This window comes from Nonomuraea monospora, from assembly GCF_039531895.1.
In the GTDB taxonomy this organism is placed as follows: Bacteria; Actinomycetota; Actinomycetes; order Streptosporangiales; family Streptosporangiaceae; genus Nonomuraea; species Nonomuraea monospora.
This window is the reverse complement of the sequence record NZ_BAAAQX010000008.1, coordinates 233522-253842: the sequence shown is the minus strand read 5'-3', so window position 1 is coordinate 253842 and position 20321 is coordinate 233522. Positions and strand designations below refer to the sequence as shown.

The window sequence follows — 20321 nt, the reverse complement described above, 5'->3', positions numbered from 1 at the left end:
GGGTGGTGGTCTCCGGGGGTGCGAGAAAGTGGTACGGGTGTCCTGATTTTAGGGGTGCCTCTCCCCCGCTGTTTCCGCGGGGTGCCCGGCGGGTTGCGCGGAACCGCTTGAAAACCGAGTCGAATACGTGTTCCACTGGAGGGTGTGGCTTGGGACGCGCTACCGCTGGTCGACGCCGCCGACGATCGCCCGCTGATCGAGCGGCGCGCGGTGCTGCGCGACGGCTTCTACGAGCTGCAGGCCCGCACCGTGATCGAACGGGTGCCGCAGGCCGCGGGCATCGCCCAGCAGTGGGCCGTCTCCCCCTACCGTGGCTGCGCCCATGCCTGCCGCGGCTGCGGCGCCCGTGCCGCGCACCGGCGGCTCGGCCTGGACATGGGGCGTGACTTCGACACCCGCGTCGTCGTCCGCCCGAACGTCGCCGAGCGGCTGCGCGCCGAGCTGGCCCGCTGGGACGGCAGCGAGCTGGCGGTGGGCCTGTCCGGCGACTGCTACCAGCAGGCGGAGGACACCTACCGGCTGATGCCGCACGTCATCGCCGCCCTCACCGCGGCGGGCACCCCGTTCACCGTCTACACCAAGGGCCCCCTCGTGCTGCGCGACGCGCAACTGCTGGCGCGGGCGGGGGCGCGGGTGGCGATCTCCATCGCGTTCGTCGACGAGCGGATCCGGCGCGCGGTCGAGCCGGGCGCCCCCTCGGCGCAGGCGCGGCTGGAGCTGGTCTCGGCGCTGGTGGAGGCGGGGGTGGACTGCCGGGTGCTGATGGCGCCGGTGCTGCCGCTGCTCAGCGACGCCGCCGACCAGCTCGCCGCCACCGTGCGGCGCATCGCGGCGGCCGGGGTGCGGCGGGTGGAGCCCATGGTGCTGCGCCTGCCGCCGGGCACGCGCGAATGGTACGCCGAATGGCTGGGGCAGGCGCATCCCCACCTCGTGGAGCGCTACGAGGAGCTGTACGACCGGGCGGGGCTGCCGCCGGAGGCGTACGAGGGGCGGATCACGGGGCAGATCGCGCAGTTGTGCCGGGTGTACGGGATGGAGTGCGGCGCGCCGGAGGCGGCCCGGGGCGAGCCCCGGGCGGCCCAGCTGGCGCTGGTGTGAGCCCCGCCTCGTACGTGAAGCCCGCTACGGGGTGGGCGCGGGTGCGGAGCGGACGGCGAGACGGTCGAGGGAGATGCCGAGCACGTCGGCCAGCGCCGCGATCGTGAAGAACGCCGGCGTCGCGATCCGCCCGGTCTCGATCTTGCGGAGGGTCTCGGCGGACATGCCGGCGCACGCGGCCACCTCGACGATGCTGCGCTCGCCGCGCGCCTCGCGCAGCACCTGGCCGAGCTGCTCGCCGCGGAGCCGCTCCTCGGGGGTTAGCGGGGGTCGCACCATGCCCCCACTGTATACCGGGCCGCGCAGAAGACGGCCGGGCGGTCAACCGTACACTGTGCCGTACACCATACGGTAGCGTGGCGGCATGGACGACAGCATCGTGATCACCGGCGCGCGCGTCAACAACCTCAAGAACGTCAGCCTGCGCATCCCCAAGAACCGCCTCGTCGTCTTCACCGGCGTGTCCGGCTCCGGCAAGTCCTCCATCGTCTTCGACACCGTCGCCGCCGAATCCCAGCGCCAGCTCAACGAGACCTACACCGCCTTCATCCGCAACCGGCTGCCCGCCTGCGACAAGCCCGACGTCGAGACCATCGACAACCTCGGCGCCGCCATCGTCGTCGACCAGCGGCCCGTCGGCGGCAACGCCCGCTCCACCGTCGGCACCATGACCGACATCATGCCGATCCTGCGCGTCCTGTTCTCCCGCTACGGCACCCCCAGCGCCGGCTACTCCTTCGCCTACTCCTTCAACGACCCCACCGGCATGTGCCCCGGCTGCGACGGCCTCGGCCGCGCCGTCCGCCTCGACACCGCCGCCCTCATCGACGACCGGCTCAGCCTCGACGACGGCGCCATCCGCTTCCCCCTGTTCGGCGCCGGCACCTGGCAGTGGCAGATCTACGCCCGCTCCGGCACCTTCGACCCCGCCAAACCCGTAGGCGACTACACCCCCGAAGAACGCCACCTCCTCCTGCACGGCGCAGGCTTCACCGTGAACGTCCACGGCAAGAACGGCACCCTCAACAAGGTCGCCTACGAAGGCGTCGCCGACCGCTTCACCCGCCTCTACCTCAAACGCGACACCTCTGCCCTGTCCGGACGCACCCGCGCCGCCGTCCAGGACCTCGTCACCGAAGGCGTCTGCCCCCAGTGCGGCGGCGCCCGCCTCAACGCCGCCGCCCTGGCCACCCGGATCGGCCCCCACTCCATCGCCGACCACGCCGCCATGGAGATCACCGACCTCATCACCGTCCTGGCAGCACTCGCCAACCCCGTCGCCGACGCCGCCGTCAAGGCGCTGCGCCGCCTCGACGACATCGGGCTCGGCTACCTCACCCTGAACCGGGAGACCTCCACCGTCTCCGGCGGCGAGGCGCAACGCCTCAAGACCGTCCGCCACCTCGGCTCCGCCCTGACCGGCATGACGTACGTGTTCGACGAGCCCAGCGCCGGACTGCACCCCAGCGACGTCGGCCGCCTCAACCGGCTCCTGCTGGCCCTGCGCGACAAGGGCAACACCGTGCTCGTCGTCGAGCACGACCCCGACGTCATCGCCGTCGCCGACCACGTCATCGACCTCGGCCCCGGCGCGGGCGAGCACGGCGGCGAGATCGTCTTCACCGGCAGCGTCGAACAGCTCACCGCCTCCGCCACCCGCACCGGCCAGGCCCTGCGCCGCCGCACCCCGCTCAACACCCGGCCGCGCCGCCCCGCCGGACGGCTCACCATCGCCCCCGCCACCCTGCACAACCTGCGCGACGTCGGCGTCGCCGTCCCCACCGGCGTGCTCACCTGCGTCACCGGCGTCGCCGGATCCGGCAAGTCCACCCTGTTCACCCGGATCCTGCCCGCCCAGCACCCCGGCGTCCTCGTCGTCGGCCAGGACGCCCCCGGCACCTCGGCCCGCTCCAGCCCCGCCTCCTACCTCGGCGTCCTGGACCCCATCCGCCGCCTGTTCGCCCGCACCTGCGGCGCCCCCGCCGCGCTGTTCAGCCACAACTCCGACGGCGCCTGCCCCCGCTGCGAAGGCCGCGGCCTCATCCACACCGATCTGGCGTTCATGGACCCCGTCACCGCCGTGTGCGAGATGTGCGGCGGCACCCGCTACCGGCCCGAAGCGCTCACCCACCGGCTGCGCGGCCTGAGCATCGTCGACGTGCTCGCCCTCACCGCCGAACAAGCCGCAGCGTTCTTCACCGAACCCGCCGTGGCCGCCCGCGTCCGCACCCTGAACGACGTCGGCCTCGGCTACCTCACCCTCGGCCAGCCCACCAGCAGCCTGTCCGGCGGGGAACTGCAACGCATGAAACTCGCCGGCGAACTGTCACGCACCGGCGCCGTCCACGTCCTGGACGAACCCACCACCGGGCTGCACCTGTCCGACGTCGGCACGCTCCTGACGCTCCTGGACCGGCTCGTGGACGGCGGCAACACCGTCATCGTCATCGAGCACCACCTCGACGTCGTCAAACACGCCGACTGGGTGATCGACCTCGGGCCGGGCGGCGGGAAACACGGCGGCCGGATCCTGTTCGAAGGGCCGCCGGAAGATCTTCTCGGCGCGCCGGGATCGGTCACCGGCGCCCATCTGAAAGCCGCGCTCGCCTGAGTCCCCGTTCACCGGGGGCCGGGTAATAACCCGTGATCGAGCCAGACAGCCCCGCCCTGCGGGCCGCACCGCTCCTGGCTCCGGGCCGCTGACACGGCCGTGGCGCCGTTGTGTGCGCGCCGCCGTTGCGGACCTGAGGGCCTCACCGCCACCGCGCGGCGCGATGCCGGACGGCCGGATCCCGCTAATAACCCGCATCCCGGACCTCGTACAGGCAGGACGCGCCGCCGCGCATCGGCCGGCCCACGGGGACGGCCACGATCACGGCTTCGGGGAGGGCGGCGATCCCCGCGCCCGTCCACTCGCCCGGCGGGCCGGCGCCCACCACGCGCGCGCCGCCGATCAGCGAGCACCGCCGCGGCCGTTCCACGTCCTAACATGAGGCGCAACTCCAGTCGCTTCGAGGTCGCCATGACCGCGCTTCCGGATCGTCGCCCCCAGGTTATGTCCCGGCCGCCTCACGGGGGCGCCCTGGTCACGAAGCCACAGGAAGTTTTGACCTGCGCATGGCGCGCCTTGACCCGCACACGACGATCGCCTACGCGGGCCGCACCGGCTGCCGCAGCACCGTCCGCGGGGACGGATCATCCAAAGCCGTCAGATACACCTCATGATGCGGCCCGTTGACGACCAGCCCCCGCTCGGCCATGAACGCCTCCATCACCGCCAGCGACCGGTACTCCTCACTGAACGGCCCCTCATGAACCACCTCCACGCACTCCCCCTCCGTGAACGACGCCACCATCACCCGATCGACCGCCGCCCCCGACCCGCGCGCCGCCTCCCGGGCCCGCTCCAGCGCCCCCGCGATCTCCACGCCGGCCGCCGGCAACAGCAGATGCCACCGCCACCGCTCCCGCGCCACCATCAGCGCAGGACCTTCCTCCTCCACCCACCACAGCCCCTCCAACGGCCCCGTCGCGCCGCCCAGCTCGGACGCGACCGCGTACAACGCCCCGATCGCCGACACGTGCTCCACCCCGCCCGGCTCGCCCACCCCGGACACGCTCAGACGGGTCTGCGCCCCGCAGGACACCAGCTTCACCACGACTCCTCCTCCACGCACACCCGCACGTGCGTCACCAGCTCCTCCGGCGACGTCACGGCCGGATCCGACACGTACACCTCACGCAGCGGCCCCCGCACCACATGCCGCCGCTCCGCACACCACGCCAGCACCGCGTGCGCCGTCAGCGAGATCTGGTCGTACGGCCCCACGTGCGTCGCCGACGCGAACACCCCGCCCGGCAGCACCCGCACCTCTGCCCCCTCGCCGGCCCGCCGGCCCTCCTCCAGGACCAGCGCCACCGACACCTCCACCATCTCTCCGAGATCCACCGGGAACAGCCCCACCAGCCGCACCGGCCCACCACCCACGACTGTGGTACCGCCCGACAGCAGCCGCGCCACCGCCGCCGACGTCGCCCGCCCGATGTCCTCCGCCCCCGCCGCCCGCTCCCGCACCACCGCCACCCGCAACGCCGGCTCCGACACCAGCCGCACCCGCGCCGACGGCAACCCCTCCGCCATCACCCGCTCCAGCGCCGCCAGCGTCCGCCGCCGCCGCGCCAGCTCCGCCTCCAGCGCGTCCCGCACCCCCGCCAGCGACCGCCCCGCCTCCTCCGGCGCCCCCGCCAGCACCTCACCCACCACCGCCAGCGGCACGTCCAGCGACCGCAGCAACGCGATCGACAACGCCACCCGCGCCTGCGACGCCCGGTAATACCGGTAACCCGTCTCCCCGTCCACGAACGCCGGCCGCAACAGGCCCAGCTCGTCGTAGTGCCGCAACTGCTTCACACTCAACCGCCCCAGCCGCGCGAACTGCCCGATCGGCAGCAACTCCTCATCCACGCCCACCAGCATGGCCCCTCCCACGGCGGGAGAGTCCAGCTTGACCCTCACCCCACCTCACCCCGCAAGCTGGACACCATGAGCTTCTCCGTGGGACAAGTCGCCAGACTCGCCGGCATCACCGTGCGCACCCTGCACCACTACGACGAGATCGGCCTGCTCACCCCCGGAGAGCGCACCAGCGGCGGCTACCGCCGCTACACCGACGACGACCTCGCCCGCCTGCAGCAGATCCTGCTCTACCGCGAGCTCGGCTTCCCCCTCGACGAGATCGCCGTCATCCTCGACGAACCCCACACCGACGAGCTCACCCACCTGCGCCGCCAGCACGAGCTGCTCACCCGCAAGGCCGGCCGCCTGCACGAGGTCATCACCGCCGTCGAACGCGCCATCAACGCCCGCTCCAGCGGCATCAGCCTCACCCCTGAAGAACGCTTCGAGATCTTCGGCGACTTCCGCCCCGAAGACCACGACGCCGAGGTCGAACGCCGCTGGGGCCACACCGCCGCCTACGCCCAGAGCCGCGCCCGCGTCGCCTCCTACACCAAAGCCGACTGGCTGCGGCTACGGGCCGAAGCCGACACCGTCACCGACGACCTCATCGCCGCCTGCAAAGCCGGCCTGCCCGCCGACGGCCCCGCCGCCATGGACATCGCCGAACGGCACCGCGGCCACATCGAGCGCTGGTTCTACGACTGCCCCCACGACCTGCACCGCTGCCTCGGCGACATTTACGCAGAAGACCCCCGCTTCGCCGCCACCTTCGACGAGCGCGTCCCCGGCCTGGCCGGCTACTTCCGGCACGCCATCCACGCCAACGCCCGCCGCCACACCACCTGACCGGCGGGACGGTCACGTACTGCTGAACAGCCGGTCCAGATGCGCGTCGATCGCGGCGAGCGCGTCCTGGGGCCCGACCACGCCGAGCTCGATCAGGGAGGTGAAGCCGGTCAGGGCCAGGAGCAGGTTGGTCTCGGTCGCCGGGTCGCGGCCGGCGTCGATGTGCCCGTCGGCGATCGCCTGGCGGACCAGCCGCTCGACGAGCGCCCGCCCCGCGGCGAGGCCGCGGCGCGCCTGCTCGTGCACGGCCTCGTCGTGCAGCGCCTCCAGGACGTAGGCGGCGCTCATCCGGCTGGTCGCGCGGGCGTCGGCATGCAGGGGGAGCATCTCCGCGAGCGTCAGCCGCAGCACCTCACGGGGGTGCGGGCGGTCACCGAGCTTTTCCAGCCCTTGCTGTACGCGCACCGAGGTCTGCTCGGACGCGAAGTCCATGGCGAAGGAGAGCATGGCGGTCCGGGAGGCGAAGTAGTGCTGCAACTGCCCGAGTGACATGCCCGCCTCCTGCGCCACCACGCGCATCGTCAGCTGGGTGACGCCGCGCTGCTCCACCACCCGCCACAGCGCGCGGGCGATCGCCTCACGGCGTCCGCGGTGATCCACCTGTTTCGGCATCGCCACCCCCTCCACTTATCCAATACAGTTGACATAATACACCTGACCTACAAACCTGGGGAGGCCAGAATCATGTCCGAACAGCCAACGGTACGGACCACGGAAGGCGTAGTGCAGGGGCTCCAGCGGCAAGGACACGCCGTGTTCCGCGGCATCCCCTACGCCCAGCCCCCGGTCGGAGCGCTCCGCTTCGCCGCCCCCGCCCCACCCCACCGCTGGGACGGGACGAGACAGGCGACCGAATTCGGCCCCGTCGTACCACTCTCCCTGCCCATCGACGTACCCCCGCAGGGCACCGACTGGCTGACACTCAACATCGGCACCCCGGACCCCGGCGCCGCCGGACTCCCGGTACTCGTGTGGATCCCCGTGGGCGGCTACCTCTCAGCAGCCTCCAGCGACCCGATGTTCGACCCCGCAGCACTCGCCGAAGCCGGACTCGTCGTGGTGACCATCAACTGCCGCGTAGGCGCCGAAGGATTCGCCTTCCTCGACGACGCACCACCCAACCGCGGATTCCTCGACCAGATCGCGGCACTGGAATGGGTACAGCGCAACATCGCCGCCTTCGGAGGAGACCCCCGCCAGGTCACCGTCGCCGGGGTGTCCGCCGGAGCAGGATCCGTCGCCGCCCTCCTGACGATGAAACCGGCCCGCGGCCTGTTCCGGCGAGCCATCGCCCACTCGGTGCCGGGCCTGCACAGCACCCCCGCGCTGGCCCGGCAGGTCACCGCCGCGTTCGCGAACCGGGCCGGCGCGGCAGCCCCCACCGCCGAGGCCCTGCGCGACATCGACCCCTGGCACCTGGCCGCCGAGCTCACCTCCTTCAACGCCGGCCTCCACGCGCACCGCGAGCACTGGGGACGCCTCACCGAAGCCGGCACCGCGCTGTGCCCCGTCGTCGACGGCGACGTCCTCCCGGAAACACCCTGGCCCGCACTGACCGGCGCACGCGCCAACGGCACCCAACTGCTCGTCGGCCACGCCCGCGACGAATTCCGCTACTTCAGCGTCGTGAGCGGACGACACGGCACCTTCACCGAGCAGGACGCCCACGCAGCCCTGGAACTGCTCGCCCCGCAGCCCGACGGCGCGCGCGCCTACCGCGCCGCCTTCCCCCAGGCAAGCCCGGAAGAACTGGTGGAGACCGTGTACTCCGACGCCCTCTTCCGCATGCCCTCACAGAAGCTCGCCGAGGCGAACGCCGCCGCCGGCGGCACCTCCTACCTGTTCGAACAATGCTGGATCGCCCCCGCCCTCGGCGGCATCCTCGGCGCCTGCCACAGCCTCGACGTGCCCCTGGCCTTCGGCACCCTGCACAGCCCCGTCGCCACCCAGCTCATCGGCGAACACCCCACCCCCGAAGCCGTCGCACTCTCCCGCGAACTCCAGCAGGCCTGGATCCGCTTCATCACCACCGGCGACGCCGGCTGGCCCGCCCACCGGCCCGGCGAACACCTCACCCGCGTCCTGAACACCGACTCCAAGACCCTGCCCTACCCCGAACAGGCATCCCGCCAGATCTGGGAAGGCCACTTCCCCGCCCCCTTCGACCTCACGTGAACGTTCAGACCGGCCTCACTTCAACATAACCTTGCAAGCATATAACCAGCCAGGTATATTCACGCCATGCCCTTCGACGTCCTCGCCGAACCAGCACGACGCCACATCCTCGACCTCCTCCTCCAACGCCCCCACCAAGTCAGCGAACTCACCCACCACCTCGGCCTCACCCAGCCAGGCACCAGCAAACACCTGCGCGTCCTACGCCAAGCAGGCCTCGTCACCGTCCGCAAAGACGCCCAGCGCCGCTGGTACGAACTCCGCCCCGCCCCCCTCGCCGAGATCGACGCCTGGCTCACCCCCTACCGCCGGCTCTGGAACACCGCACTCGACAACCTCGAACACCACCTCGACACCATGGAAGACGACCCCACCCCATGAACGAGACCCTCACCCTCCACCCCGACGGCCGCACCACCCTCACCCTCCAGCGCCGCCTCCCCCACCCACCCGACAAGGTCTGGCGCGCCATCACCCGCCCCGAACACCTCTCCGCCTGGTTCCCCGCCGACGTCACCATCGACGGCGACCGCATCACCTACGGCTTCGGCCCCGACGGCCGCATCACCGAACACCACCCACCCCACACCTTCGCCCACACCTGGGGCGACGAACTCCTGCACTGGCACCTGACCCCCGACGGCGACGGCACCCTGCTCACCTTCACCCACACCTTCACCGACCACCACGGCGCCGCCAGCTTCGCCTCCGGCTGGCACACCTGCCTCCAAGCCCTGCACGCCCACCTCGACGACCGCCCCACCCACCTGCCAGAAAACCCCGGCGCTGCCCACCACGCCCGCCTCGTCGAGGACTACATCGCCATCCTCGGCCTGCACTCCACCACCGTCGACGGCGACACCGTCCGCGTCGAACGCCAGCTCACCCGGCCCGCCGAAGACGTCTGGCAACGCCTCGACGGCCCCGCCGCCACCCCCGGCAACACGCCGCCCGCCCCGTTCACCGTCCCCGGCCTGCCGGCAGGGCCGGTCACCCGCGCCGAGAGCGCCAAGCTCCTGGAGTACGACACCGCCAACGGCCACGTCCGCTGGGAACTGGGCGAGGGCACCGGGCAGGGCCCGCGCCTCGTCGTCACCTGTACCGGCGATCCCGCCACCGCCGACGCCTGGCGCGTCCGCGTCGAAGACCTCGCAGCCTCCCTCCTCGCCTGAGAGGTTTGATGGGTAAAGGCCCTGGGCGTTGAACACACCCAGGGCCTTTACAATGTAGATCATTAAGCGGTGAGACCCAATGCCGCAGCCGTCACCGCCCGCGCCCGCCCCGGCGCCACCAGCAGGTCCGTCGAGTCCGACAACTGATCCACACACCCCGCCACCGGCAGCCCCTGCACCACCGGATCCGACACCGACGCCATCAGCGCCTCCACGAACCGCCCCGCCCCGATCACCTGGAACGGCCGGTCGAAGAACCCCCGCACCCCCTCGTCCAGCCGCTCCGCCAGCGCCACCCGGTTCTGCAGCGCCGCCACCCGCCCGTACGCCGCCGACAGGCCTTCCTGCCGTTCCCGCCACGACCGCGCCGCCACCGCCGCGCCCAGCGACTCCCCCAGCTCCGCCGACCCCGGCAGCCGCGCCAGCGCGCTGCCCAGCCACTTCCCGTACGGCGGATAGCGCCGGCGCAGCAGCAGCGCCAGCCGCATCACCTCCCGCGCCAGCCGCGCCCCCAGCACGGCCGAGCCCAGCTCGTCGCCCACCTCCCCGCACCGGCCGACGAACGGCTCCTCCTGGCAGATCCGCTGCCACTGACACGCCAGCACGTAGCGCCACACGTCCTGCGGATACCAGCGCAACGCCGCCCTGGCCGCCTCCAGCCCCCGCTCCCCCAGACCGTCGAAGAACACCTCCCCGCCGGTCACCTCCGCCAGCCGCTGCCACGGCGCCGACAGCCAGTCCAGCAACGACACCCCCTCGCGCGGGTCGAAACCGAGCCGCCCGACCAGCCACTCCCCCAGCTCCGCCACCGTCACCCCGGGACGCACCCGCTCGTGATAGGGGAACACCGTCGGGAACCCGCCGAACCGCTCCGGCAGACCCGCCGCCACCTTCGCCTCCACCTCGGCCACCCGCTCCGCCGCCACGAACAGCAGCACCCGCGGCCCCCAGTCATGATCCGTCGAACGCGCCGTGTCGAACTCCAGCACCTCCGACCCCGGCCCGATCAACGCGGCACTATGCGAAACACCCGACACCAGCGGCGCCACCACCTCACCGTAGAAGGCGCGCGACAGCTCGATACCAGGTACAAAGTTGGACATCACCCCGTCAACTCTGCACGAGCGCCGCCGGAACCTCATCCCAATTACCGGCGGCCCTCCAGAGGGCAGGCGTCAGGTGACGTGCGCGCTTCAGGTGACGTACGCCGCCAGCACCCGCCTGCGCCGATACCCGATCCGCTCATACACCCGGATCGCGGCCCCGTTGCCGTCGTCCACCATCAGCGCCGCCCGCCCGCGCCCGGCCACCAGCTCCCGCGACACCCACCGGCACACCAGCCCGGCCAGCCCCCGCCCGCGCAGCGACGCCCGCGTGGCGACCCCCGCCACCAGCCCCACCGTCGGCGCCGACCACGCCTCGGCCGCCACCGCCGCCAGCAGCCCGTCCACCCGCACGCCGGCCCACCGGTTCACCCCGGCCGTGCCGGGCACCGCGTAGGAGTGCGGCGCGTCCGCCGCCAGCAGCCCGGCGACCTCACCGGCCACCGCCTCGCCGTCCAGCCACCCCACGGCCTCGTCCCCGTCCTCGTCCTCGTCCGGCAGGGTGGACAGGCTCATCCACGAGAACTCCGCCGCCTCCTGGACGCCGTCCACCTTGCCCGCCACCCGCCGCACCAGCTCCACCTCACCCAGCGGCCGGTACGACGCCCCCAGCTCGCCCAGCGCGTGCCGCACCAGCGCCACCGCACTCGACGCCTCACCCCACACGGCTAACCGGTCATGCCGCGACACGGCGGGGCTGCCGGCCACGACCGCCCCGCCCAGCGCCCACGCCCGGCTGCCCCCCGACAGGTCCTGCGCGGCCCACATCACCAGATCGTCGTCCCCGCACGCGGCCCGCACCTCCTCCAGGGATCGCAGCCGCCTGATCACAAGATCGCGCCAGGACGGTACGCGGCCGCCTCCGGGTACGCCGCCACGACCTCGCCCACCCGCTGCGAAACCGACTCCACCTGGTCGGCCGCCGCCCCGGTGAACGACACCCGATCCGCCAGCAACGCCTCCAGCCGCGGCCGGTCCAGCGGGAACCGCTCATCGGCGGCCAGCAGATCCAGCAGCTCGTTCGCCGCGCCACGCGAACGCATCGCCAGCGCCGCCGCCACCGCGTGCTCCTTGATCAGCTCGTGCGCCTGCTCGCGCCCCACCCCGGCCCGCACCGCCGCCATCAGCATCTTGGTCGTCGCCAGGAACGGCAGGTAACGGCCCAGCTCGGCGGCGATCACCGCCGGGAACGCGCCGAACTCCTCCAGCACCGTCAGCATCGTCTCCACCAGCCCGTCGAAGGCGAAGAACGCGTCCGGCAGCGCCACCCGCCGCACCACCGAGCAGGACACGTCGCCCTCGTTCCACTGGTCGCCCGCCAGCTCGCCCACCATCGAGGCGTAACCGCGCAGCACCACGGCCAGGCCGTTCACCCGCTCGCAGGAACGGGTGTTCATCTTGTGCGGCATCGCCGAGGAGCCGACCTGCCCCTCCTTGAACCCCTCCGTCACCAGCTCGTGCCCGGCCATCAGCCGGATCGTCTTGGCCAGCGACGACGGCGCCGCCGCGAGCTGCACCAGCGCCGTGACCACCTCGAAGTCCAGCGAACGCGGATACACCTGGCCCACGCTGGTGAAGCGGTGCTCGAACCCCAGGTGCGCCGCCACCCGCCCCTCCAGCTCGGCCAGCTTGCCGCGGTCGCCGCCCAGCAGGTCGAGCATGTCCTGCGCGGTGCCCACAGGCCCCTTGACGCCCCGCAGCGGGTACCGTCCGATCAGCTCCTCCAGCCTGCGGTAACCCACCAGCAGCTCGTCGGCCGCCGTCGCGAACCGCTTGCCCAGCGTCGTGGCCTGCGCCGCCACGTTGTGCGAGCGGCCCGCCATCACCGTGGCCTCGTGCTCCTCGGCCAGCGTCGCCAGCCGGGCCAGCAGCGCCACCACGCGGTCGCGTACCAGCAGCAGGCTGTCGCGCACCTGGAGCTGCTCGACGTTCTCGGTCAGGTCACGCGAGGTCATGCCCTTGTGCACCTGCTCGTGCCCGGCCAGCGCGTTGAACTCCTCGATGCGGGCCTTCACGTCGTGCCTGGTGACACGCTCACGCGCCGCGATGGAGTCCAGATCGACCTGCTCGACCACCTTCTCGTAGTCGGCGATCGCCCCTTCGGGCACCGCGATCCCCAGCTCGGCCTGTGCCCGCAGCACCGCCAGCCACAACCGCCGCTCGGCGATGATCTTGTACTCGGGCGACCACAGGCGCGCCAGCTCCGCCGAGGCGTAGCGGCCGGCCAGGACATTGGGGATACGCGGCTTGGAAGTCACGTTCGACAAGTGTATTCACCCCGCTCCGGCCACCCGACGCCTTCCCCCGGCAATAGAACTCACCATATGATGAAACAAACTCACATGCTATGTTGATGTCTGTTTCAACGCGTGATGAGCAAAGGAGCCCGTGACGTGCCGATCCCCCGAGACCTCGTTCAGGCCGCCCTGCGCGCCGCCGACCGGCTGGGCAAGGACGTGGCCGACGTGCCCGTCCAGGCCATCGCCCAGGAAGCAGGCGTCTCCCGCAGCACCCTGCTGCGGCGGATCGGCGGCTCCCGCGAGGCGCTGGACGAGGCCGTGCGCGCCACCGGGGTCGATCCCGGCGGCCAGCGGCCGGTGCGGGAACGCGCGATCGAGGCCGGCGCGCACCTGATCGGCGAGCACGGCCTGGCCGCGTTCACGCTGGAGCTGGTCGCCTCCTCCGCGCAGTGCTCGGTGCACAGCCTGTACGGCGCGTTCGGCGGCCGGGACGAGCTGCTGCGCGCCATCTTCGAGACCTACAGCCCTATCCTGGACGTGGAGAAGGCGGTCGCAGGCCCGCCCGCCGACCTGCGCGAGACCGTCGGCCACCTCTACCTGCTGCTGGCCGAGGCGCTCGCCCGCCGGCCTCGGGTGATGCCCGCCATGCTCGCCGAGGCGCTGGCCCGCCCGCACGACCCCGCCCTGCAAGGCCTGCTGCACCACTTCGCCCCGCGCATGCTCGCCGGGCTGGGCCGGTGGCTGGCGGGCGAGATGGCCGCCGGACGCATCCGCGCCCTGCCGCTGCCCCTGCTCATCCAGCAGATGATCGCCCCGGCCCTGATCCACTTCCTGTCCCGCCCGGCCGCCGGCCAGGTACCCGGCCTCGACCTGCCCGGCGTGGAGGAGGCCTGCGCGATGTTCGCCGAATCGTTCCTGCGCGCCGTCGCCGTCCCCTGACCCCAGCACGGAAGGAACCCGCCATGAGCAACGACACCACCACGTGCGCGATCATCGGCGGCGGCCCGGCCGGGATGGTGCTCGGCCTGCTGCTGGCCCGCCAGGGCGTGCAGGTGACCGTCCTGGAGAAGCACGCCGACTTCCTGCGCGACTTCCGCGGCGACACCGTCCACCCCACCACCCTGGACCTGCTGGACGAGCTCGGCCTCGGCAAACGCTTCGCCGCCCTGCCGCACACCCGGCTGGACCGCATGGCCTTCCCCCTGCCCGGCGGCGGCGAGGTGACCGTCGCCGACTTCCGCCGCCTGAGGCTGCGCCACCCGTACATCGCGATGGTGCCGCAGTGGGACCTGCTCAACCTGCTCGCCGAGGCCGGGCGCGACGAGCCCGCGTTCACGCTGCGGATGAGCACCGAGGTGACCGGCCTGCTGCGGGACGGCGACCGCGTCACCGGCGTCCGTTACCGGGATCGCGGCGGGTCCGGGGAACTGCGCGCCGATCTGACGGTCGCCTGTGACGGGCGCCGGTCCCTGGCCAGGCAGGCCGCCGGGCTGCGGGTGCGGGAGTGGCCGGTCGGGTTCGACGTGTGGTGGTTCCGGCTGCCCGGCGTTTCCGGGGTGTCCGGCGCCGGTGAGGCACTGCTGCCGCGGATCGCCAACGGCAAGACGTTCGGGGTGATCCCGCGTGAGGGGTATGTGCAGGTCGCGCACCTCATCCCCAAGGGCGCCGACGCCTCCCTGCGCGCCCGCGGCCTGGACGCCTTCCGCCGCGACCTCCTCGCCGCCATCCCCGAAGCCGCCACCGCCCTTGAGGCCACCACCCTTGAAGCCACCACCCCCGACGCTGCCGCGTCCGACGCCACCGCACGCAACACCACCGCGTCCGACGCCACCGGGGTCCTCGCCTCCTGGGACGACGTCCGCATGCTCGACGTCCGCCTCAACCGGCTGCGCCGCTGGCATCGGCCCGGCCTGCTGTGCATCGGCGACGCCGCCCACGCCATGTCCCCCGCCGGCGGCGTCGGCATCAACCTCGCCGTCCAGGACGCCGTCGCCACCGCCACCCTGCTCGCCGAGCCCCTGCGCCGGCACCGCCTCACCAGCAAGGACCTGGCCGCCGTCCGCCGCCGTCGCCTGCTGCCCACCGCCGTCACCCAGACCATGCAACGCATCCTGCACCGCGCCCTGACCGGCCCGATCATCACCGGCAAGGCCCCGACCCCGCCCAGACTCCTCGTCACCCTGCTGAAACTCTTCCCGCCGCTGTCCGCCGTGCCCGCCCGCCTCATCGGCGTCGGCGTCCGCCCCGAACACGCCCCGCCGGCAGCCCGCCGCGCCACCCCGGCCTGAACCCTGGCCGCGTGGGTGGCGGCCGGCCTCCTCCTCATCTTCATCGCCGACCGCCACACCGAGACCCCGGCGCCGCTCGCAGTCCGACCGTCCTCCACGTCACCAGGACGGCGGCCACCGGCGCTCTACAACCACGTACGCAGATCGTCGATGTCGACCAGCGGCAGCCCCCACCGCAGCGCCGACGCCTCCAGGTCGGCCGCGCCGGCCATGGCGCCGTCCCGCTTCATCACCTCGCAGCACACGCCCACCGGCGCCAGCCCGGCGGCCACGCACAGGGCGACGGTCGACTCGGTGTGCCCGGCCCTCTCGCGCAGCAGGCCGGGCCGGGCGGCGATCGGGATGACGTGGCCGGGCGAGGCGAAGTCGGCGGGGCGCGCGCCGGGGTTGGCGAGCTGCCGGACGGTGGCGGCCCGTTCGGCGGCGCTCACCCCGGTGCCCGTGTTCGAGGCGAGGTCCACGGGTGTGTGGAAGGCCGTGCCCTGCCGGTCCCCCTTCCCGGCCAGCGCCCCGATCTCCAGCCGTTCCAGGACGTCCGGGGCGCACGGCACGCACGGGTAGCCGTACACCTCGGTGAGCAGGAAGGTGAACGCGGCCGGGCCCAGGTTCGCACCGGCGAAGATCACGTCCCCTTCGACCTCCCGCTCGGGATCCCACACCATGACGGCGCCGCCGGCGGCGAGCTGCCGCACCACCTTCTCCACCCCGGCGCGGCCCGACAGGTGCCCGGCCCAGCCGAGCGCCGCGACCGCGCGGGCGACGTTCGCGCCGGCGGACGCCGCGCCGGCCGCCGCCAGCCGTCCCACCACGTCGGACTCGATGTTGACCCGCTCCCCCACGGCGAGCGCGGCCAGCGTCGTCCCGGCCAGCGTGGACGGAATCAGCGCCACCGAGAACCGGTCCTTGACGATCTCGGCGACGGTCAGGCTCACCCCGTCGACCGCGACGGACCCCTTGGCGGCGATCCTGCCGATGAACCGCTCCGGCGGCCTGATCCACAACCGCCGCCCCACCCCGGGCTCGTCGTCCACCCGCACGACCTTGCCGACCCCGTCCACGTGCCCCTGCACCAGATGCCCGTCGAGCGGATCGCCGACGGCCAGGGGCGTCTCCACGTTCACCCGCCGCCCGGGGGCCGCCATCTCGTCGAACGTCGTCCTGCGCCGCGTCTCGTCACTGATCGAAGCGCTGATGAGATCGTCCTCGACCCGCTCGGCGGTCACGCAGACCCCCGCCACGTTCACCGAGCCGCCGGGCACCACCCGCCCCGCGCTCTTGGCCGCCCGGATGCCGATGCTGTTCGCGCCGACGGTCTCGATCTCGCCGATCTCGTGGATTCTTCCGGTGAACACGTCCATCCCCTTCATGCCGGCCTCGGCCGCGTCCGTCGCGGCCGGTGGCGTCAGGGACCGTCATCGGGGTCCGAGAAGGGGCGGGGTGTCACCGCGTGGCTCCGGAGTCGCACCGGATCGTTCGTCCCGGGGGAGGAACCGGCGGGCTGTCACCGCCGCACCTGGAATTGCGCCACTGCCACGATAACCGATAAGGAAATGCCCGGCGAGATCGACCGATCCCGCCGGGCACTTCACCACTCCATCACCGTCAAGCGGGCTGACCCGCCAGGTCCTCCTTCCCGGCCTCATCCGCACGACGCTCCCCGCTCTGGCCGCCGCCGGCGTGCCGCGCCCCCCGGTCGCTCTTGCGGGTGACCACGACGTACAACGTCGGAACCAGAACGAGGGTCAGCAGAGTCGAGGAGATCAGCCCGCCGATCACCACGATGGCCAGCGGCTGCGAGATGAACCCGCCCGACCCGGTCACGCCCAGCGCCATCGGCGTCAGGGCGCAGATGGTCGCCACGGCCGTCATCAGGATGGGCCGCAGCCTGCGCCGGCCACCCTCGATCACCGCCTCGACCACGCCCATGCCCTGATCCCGGTACTGGTTGATCAGGTCGATCAGCACGATCGCGTTGGTCACCACGATGCCGATCAGCATCAGCATGCCGATCAGCGCGGGCACGCCCAGCGCCGTGTCCGTGGCCACCAGCAGGCCGATGGCGCCGGTGGCGGCGAACGGGATCGACACGAGCAGGATGACCGGCTGGACGAAGCTGCGGAACGTCGCCACCATGATCAGGAACACGATCGCGATCGCGGCGAGCATGGCCAGGCCCAGGTCGGAGAACGCGTCGGCCTGGTCGGCCGAGACGCCGCCGATCTCGTAGGAGGCGCCCGCCGACAGCGCGAGCCCGTCCAGCTTGGTGGTCAGGTCCTGCGTGACCGCGCCGAGGTTGCCGGAGTCCTCGGCCTTGGCCGAGACGGTGGCAGAACGCTCGCCGTCGATCCTGCTCACCTGGGTCGGCCCGGCGACCTCGCGCACCTCGGCGACCGTCGACAGCTTGACGGCGCCGCCGGCCGTGACCAGCTTGAGGTCCTCGATCGCCTTGATGTCGTCCGGCGCGTCCGCGCCGCGCAGCACCAGGTTGCTGGCGCGGCCGTCCAGGGTGATCTGGCCGAGCGGCGCGCCGCGGAAGGCCTGCGCGACGGCCTGCCCGACCTGCGCCTCCGACAGGCCGCGTTCGGCGGCCTCCTCGCGGTCCACGACGACCTCGACGCGCGGCGCGCTGGTCTCCAGGTTGGACGACAGGTCGCGCAGCCCCGCCACCTCGCCCATCGCCGTCTTGACCGCGTCCGTCGCGGTGCGCAGCGACTCGGTGTCGGGCGCCTGCACGATCACCTCGACGCTGTCGGAGGCGAACCCGCCGCCGCTCGCGCCGCCCACGGTGACCTCGCCGACCCCGGACAGGCCCGCGATCTTGTCGCGCAGCGCCTGCTCGACCTTGGCCGTGTCGGCGTCCTCGTCCAGGGTGACCGAGTACGACGCGCGGTCCGCGCCGCCGCCGGTGCCGCCCATCATGGCGTTGCCGCCGCCGACGTTCACCTGGTAGGTGTCGACGCCGTCGAGGTCGGCCAGCACGTCCTCGACCTGCTTGGCCGCCTTGTCGGTGGTGGCCAGGTCCGTGCCGACCGGCATGCGCTGCGAGATCGACAGCGTGTTCTGCCCTGAGGAGTCCAGGAAGTTGGTCTGCAGCCCGCCGGCCAGGCCCATCGTGCCGATGAACACGGCCACGCCGATCAGGATCGTCACCAGCTTGAACCGGGTGGCGAAGCGCAGCACCGGCAGGTAGGCCCGCTGCAGCGGCGAGCGCAGCTCCTTGGCCTCGGCCTCGTCCCGCTGCTTGCGCGCCTCCTCAGGCGTCAGCTCCGGCGACTTGAGGAACCAGAACGCCAGCACCGGCACCACGGTCAGCGACACCACCAGCGACGCGAGCAGCGCCACCGTCACCGTGATCGCGAACGGGCTGAACAGCTCGCCCACCATGCCGCCGACCATCGCGATCGGGGCGAACACGGCCACCGTCGTCAGCGTCGAGGCCGTCACCGCGCCGGACACCTCGCGCACGGCCGTGAGGATGGCCTGCAGCTTCGCCTCGCCGTAGGCGAGATGCCGTTTGATGTTCTCCAGGACGACGATCGAGTCGTCCACGACCCGGCCCACGGCGATCGTCAGCGCGCCCAGCGTCAGCATGTTGAGCGAGTAGTCGCCCGCCCACAGCACGATCAGCGCGATCACGACCGACAGGGGGATCGACACCGCCGTCACCAGCGTCGAGCGCACCGACAGCAGGAACACCAGGATGACGAGCACCGCGAAGATGAGGCCCAGCAGGCCCTCGGTGGTCAGGCTCTCGATCGACTGCTCCACGTACGGCGCCTGGTCGAACACCACCGACACGGCCGTGTCCGAGCCGTCGCCCAGCGACTTGGTCAGCTCGGGCAGCTTGTCGATGACGGCGTGCGAGATCGACACCGCGTTGCCGTCGGGCACCATCGTCACCGACACGCCGAGGCTGGTCCTGCCGTCGGTGCGGGTGATCGTCGTGGCCTCTTCCAGCCCGCGCGTGATCTTCGCCACGTCGCCCAGCTTGACGGGCTTGAGCGGCTTCGGCTGAACGACGGCCTGCTGCGGCTGGCCCTGTGCCTGGCCCTGCCCCTGAGCCTGGGCCTGGGCGCGAGCGGCGGCAGCCTGCTGGGCCGCGGCCTGGGCGGCGGCCTGCTGCTGGGCGGCCGACGGCTGGGCGGGCGTCAGGTAGAGGCTCTTCAGCTTCTCCACCGAGTCGACCCGCGAGCCGACCTGCACCGACAGCGACTTGTCGTCCGCGGTGAGCGTGCCGGCCGGGATCGGCGTCCCGTTCGCCTTCAGCACCTCGGGGATCTGCGCCGCCGAGACGCCCTTCTCCGCCATCTTCTCGGTGTCGGGCTCGATGGTGACGACCTCGTCACGGGTGCCCGTGACCGCCGCCTCCCGTACGCCCTCGATGCCCTGCAACTCCGGCACCACGATGCGGCGCAGCTTGTCGGCCATCGCCCGCTCGTCGCCGCCGTCGCCCACCGCCAGCACCAGCACCGGGATGTCGTCGGTGTTGCCGGCCACCACCTGCGGATCCACGCCGTCCGGCAACGACACCCTGCTGATGGCCTGCTGCATCTTGTTCAGCGAGGACTCGATGTCGGTGCCGTACTCGAAGGCGACCTGGATCTGCGCCATGCCCTCCTTCGACGTCGAGGTCATCTGCTCCATCCCGGTGAGCCCCTGGAAGGAGTCCTCGATCGGGGCGGTCACCTGGTCCTCTACGATCTCAGGCGACGCACCCGGATACGTCGCGACCACGAACGCGCCCGGGAACGACAACGACGGCAGCAACTGCTGTTTCAACTGCGGGATCGTGAACGCGCCGAACGCGCTGAGCACGACCGCCACCAAAATCACAAGGCTCCGGTTGACCAGGCTCAACCGAGCGAATGCGGTCATAGGGTTCCCTCCAAGAGTTCGCCCCAGACTAACACTTTGCCTCGCACGAATATTTAGATCACTTG

The 20321-nt window shown here is 72.2% G+C and carries 18 protein-coding genes; 8 read left to right on the top strand and 10 right to left on the bottom strand.

The window, feature by feature from the left end; genetic code table 11:
• The first annotated feature begins 144 nt into the window (after positions 1 to 144).
• Positions 145 to 1098 carry a radical SAM protein gene (locus ABD331_RS18275; protein ID WP_344476178.1) on the top strand — a complete coding sequence of 318 codons (954 nt, stop codon included), beginning with the start codon at positions 145 to 147 and terminating at the stop codon, positions 1096 to 1098.
• A 24-nt stretch (positions 1099 to 1122) separates the two neighbouring features.
• Here ABD331_RS18275 and ABD331_RS18270 read toward each other — a convergent pair whose 3' ends face one another.
• The gene (locus ABD331_RS18270) at positions 1123 to 1377 is read right to left on the bottom strand and encodes a helix-turn-helix domain-containing protein (RefSeq protein ID WP_344476175.1); all 255 of its coding nucleotides are present in this window, start codon (positions 1375 to 1377) and stop codon (positions 1123 to 1125) included.
• An 85-nt stretch (positions 1378 to 1462) separates the two neighbouring features.
• Here ABD331_RS18270 and ABD331_RS18265 point away from each other — a divergent pair, with 85 nt between their 5' ends.
• On the top strand, positions 1463 to 3709 hold the full coding sequence (locus ABD331_RS18265; protein ID WP_344476173.1) for an ATP-binding cassette domain-containing protein: 2247 nt from the start codon (positions 1463 to 1465) through the stop codon (positions 3707 to 3709).
• 184 nt (positions 3710 to 3893) lie between these two features.
• Here the strand turns inward: ABD331_RS18265 and ABD331_RS18260 are convergent, their stop codons facing one another.
• From ABD331_RS18260 to ABD331_RS18250, 3 genes are all read right to left on the bottom strand, one after another.
• Positions 3894 to 4079: a hypothetical protein gene (locus ABD331_RS18260; RefSeq protein ID WP_344476171.1), complete on the bottom strand. Its 186-nt coding sequence runs from the start codon at positions 4077 to 4079 to the stop codon at positions 3894 to 3896.
• A 168-nt stretch (positions 4080 to 4247) separates the two neighbouring features.
• Entirely contained in the window at positions 4248 to 4757 is a 510-nt protein-coding gene (locus tag ABD331_RS18255) for a hypothetical protein (RefSeq protein WP_344476168.1), read from the bottom strand.
• Positions 4751 to 5614 (bottom strand): MerR family transcriptional regulator, encoded by an 864-nt coding sequence (locus tag ABD331_RS18250; protein WP_344476166.1) that lies wholly within the window; start codon positions 5612 to 5614, stop codon positions 4751 to 4753. The genes ABD331_RS18255 and ABD331_RS18250 overlap by 7 nt, the downstream gene beginning before the upstream one ends.
• A 27-nt stretch (positions 5615 to 5641) precedes the next feature.
• Between ABD331_RS18250 and ABD331_RS18245 the strand changes: the two genes are divergently transcribed.
• Positions 5642 to 6403, top strand: coding sequence for a MerR family transcriptional regulator (locus ABD331_RS18245; protein ID WP_344476165.1), 762 nt, complete (start codon positions 5642 to 5644; stop codon positions 6401 to 6403).
• Positions 6404 to 6415: 12 nt separating this feature from the next.
• Here ABD331_RS18245 and ABD331_RS18240 read toward each other — a convergent pair whose 3' ends face one another.
• Positions 6416 to 7015 (bottom strand): TetR/AcrR family transcriptional regulator, encoded by a 600-nt coding sequence (locus tag ABD331_RS18240; RefSeq protein ID WP_344476162.1) that lies wholly within the window; start codon positions 7013 to 7015, stop codon positions 6416 to 6418.
• Between the two features lie 72 nt (positions 7016 to 7087).
• Here ABD331_RS18240 and ABD331_RS18235 point away from each other — a divergent pair, with 72 nt between their 5' ends.
• The 3 genes from ABD331_RS18235 to ABD331_RS18225 all read left to right on the top strand — a co-directional run bounded on the left by ABD331_RS18235 (position 7088) and on the right by ABD331_RS18225 (position 9750).
• Entirely contained in the window at positions 7088 to 8578 is a 1491-nt protein-coding gene (locus tag ABD331_RS18235; protein ID WP_344476160.1) for a carboxylesterase/lipase family protein, read from the top strand.
• Between the two features lie 66 nt (positions 8579 to 8644).
• Positions 8645 to 8959: an ArsR/SmtB family transcription factor gene (locus ABD331_RS18230; protein WP_344476158.1), complete on the top strand. Its 315-nt coding sequence runs from the start codon at positions 8645 to 8647 to the stop codon at positions 8957 to 8959.
• Positions 8956 to 9750, top strand: a complete 795-nt coding sequence (locus tag ABD331_RS18225; protein ID WP_344476155.1) for an SRPBCC domain-containing protein — start codon at positions 8956 to 8958, stop codon at positions 9748 to 9750. Before ABD331_RS18230 ends, ABD331_RS18225 begins: the two co-directional genes overlap by 4 nt.
• 62 nt (positions 9751 to 9812) lie before the next feature.
• Here ABD331_RS18225 and ABD331_RS18220 read toward each other — a convergent pair whose 3' ends face one another.
• The 3 genes from ABD331_RS18220 to purB form a co-directional block, all read right to left on the bottom strand.
• On the bottom strand, positions 9813 to 10853 hold the full coding sequence (locus ABD331_RS18220; protein WP_344476153.1) for a DUF4037 domain-containing protein: 1041 nt from the start codon (positions 10851 to 10853) through the stop codon (positions 9813 to 9815).
• Positions 10854 to 10943: 90 nt separating this feature from the next.
• A complete protein-coding gene (locus ABD331_RS18215) occupies positions 10944 to 11684 on the bottom strand; it encodes a GNAT family N-acetyltransferase (RefSeq protein ID WP_344476151.1) in 741 nt (246 codons plus the stop codon).
• Positions 11681 to 13111 carry an adenylosuccinate lyase gene (purB, locus tag ABD331_RS18210; protein WP_344476149.1) on the bottom strand — a complete coding sequence of 477 codons (1431 nt, stop codon included), beginning with the start codon at positions 13109 to 13111 and terminating at the stop codon, positions 11681 to 11683. Before purB ends, ABD331_RS18215 begins: the two co-directional genes overlap by 4 nt.
• A gap of 135 nt (positions 13112 to 13246) precedes the next feature.
• On the opposite strand from purB, the gene ABD331_RS18205 reads away from it, so the two are divergent.
• The gene (locus ABD331_RS18205; RefSeq protein WP_425566007.1) at positions 13247 to 14032 is read left to right on the top strand and encodes a TetR/AcrR family transcriptional regulator; all 786 of its coding nucleotides are present in this window, start codon (positions 13247 to 13249) and stop codon (positions 14030 to 14032) included.
• Positions 14033 to 14055: 23 nt separating this feature from the next.
• A complete protein-coding gene (locus ABD331_RS18200; RefSeq protein WP_344476145.1) occupies positions 14056 to 15381 on the top strand; it encodes an FAD-dependent oxidoreductase in 1326 nt (441 codons plus the stop codon).
• A 125-nt stretch (positions 15382 to 15506) separates the two neighbouring features.
• Here ABD331_RS18200 and ABD331_RS18195 read toward each other — a convergent pair whose 3' ends face one another.
• Together ABD331_RS18195 and ABD331_RS18190 are read right to left on the bottom strand one after the other, a co-directional pair.
• The gene (locus tag ABD331_RS18195; protein ID WP_344476143.1) at positions 15507 to 16733 is read right to left on the bottom strand and encodes a riboflavin synthase; all 1227 of its coding nucleotides are present in this window, start codon (positions 16731 to 16733) and stop codon (positions 15507 to 15509) included.
• A 250-nt stretch (positions 16734 to 16983) separates the two neighbouring features.
• On the bottom strand, positions 16984 to 20256 hold the full coding sequence (locus ABD331_RS18190) for an efflux RND transporter permease subunit (RefSeq protein ID WP_344476142.1): 3273 nt from the start codon (positions 20254 to 20256) through the stop codon (positions 16984 to 16986).
• Positions 20257 to 20321 lie beyond the last annotated feature (65 nt).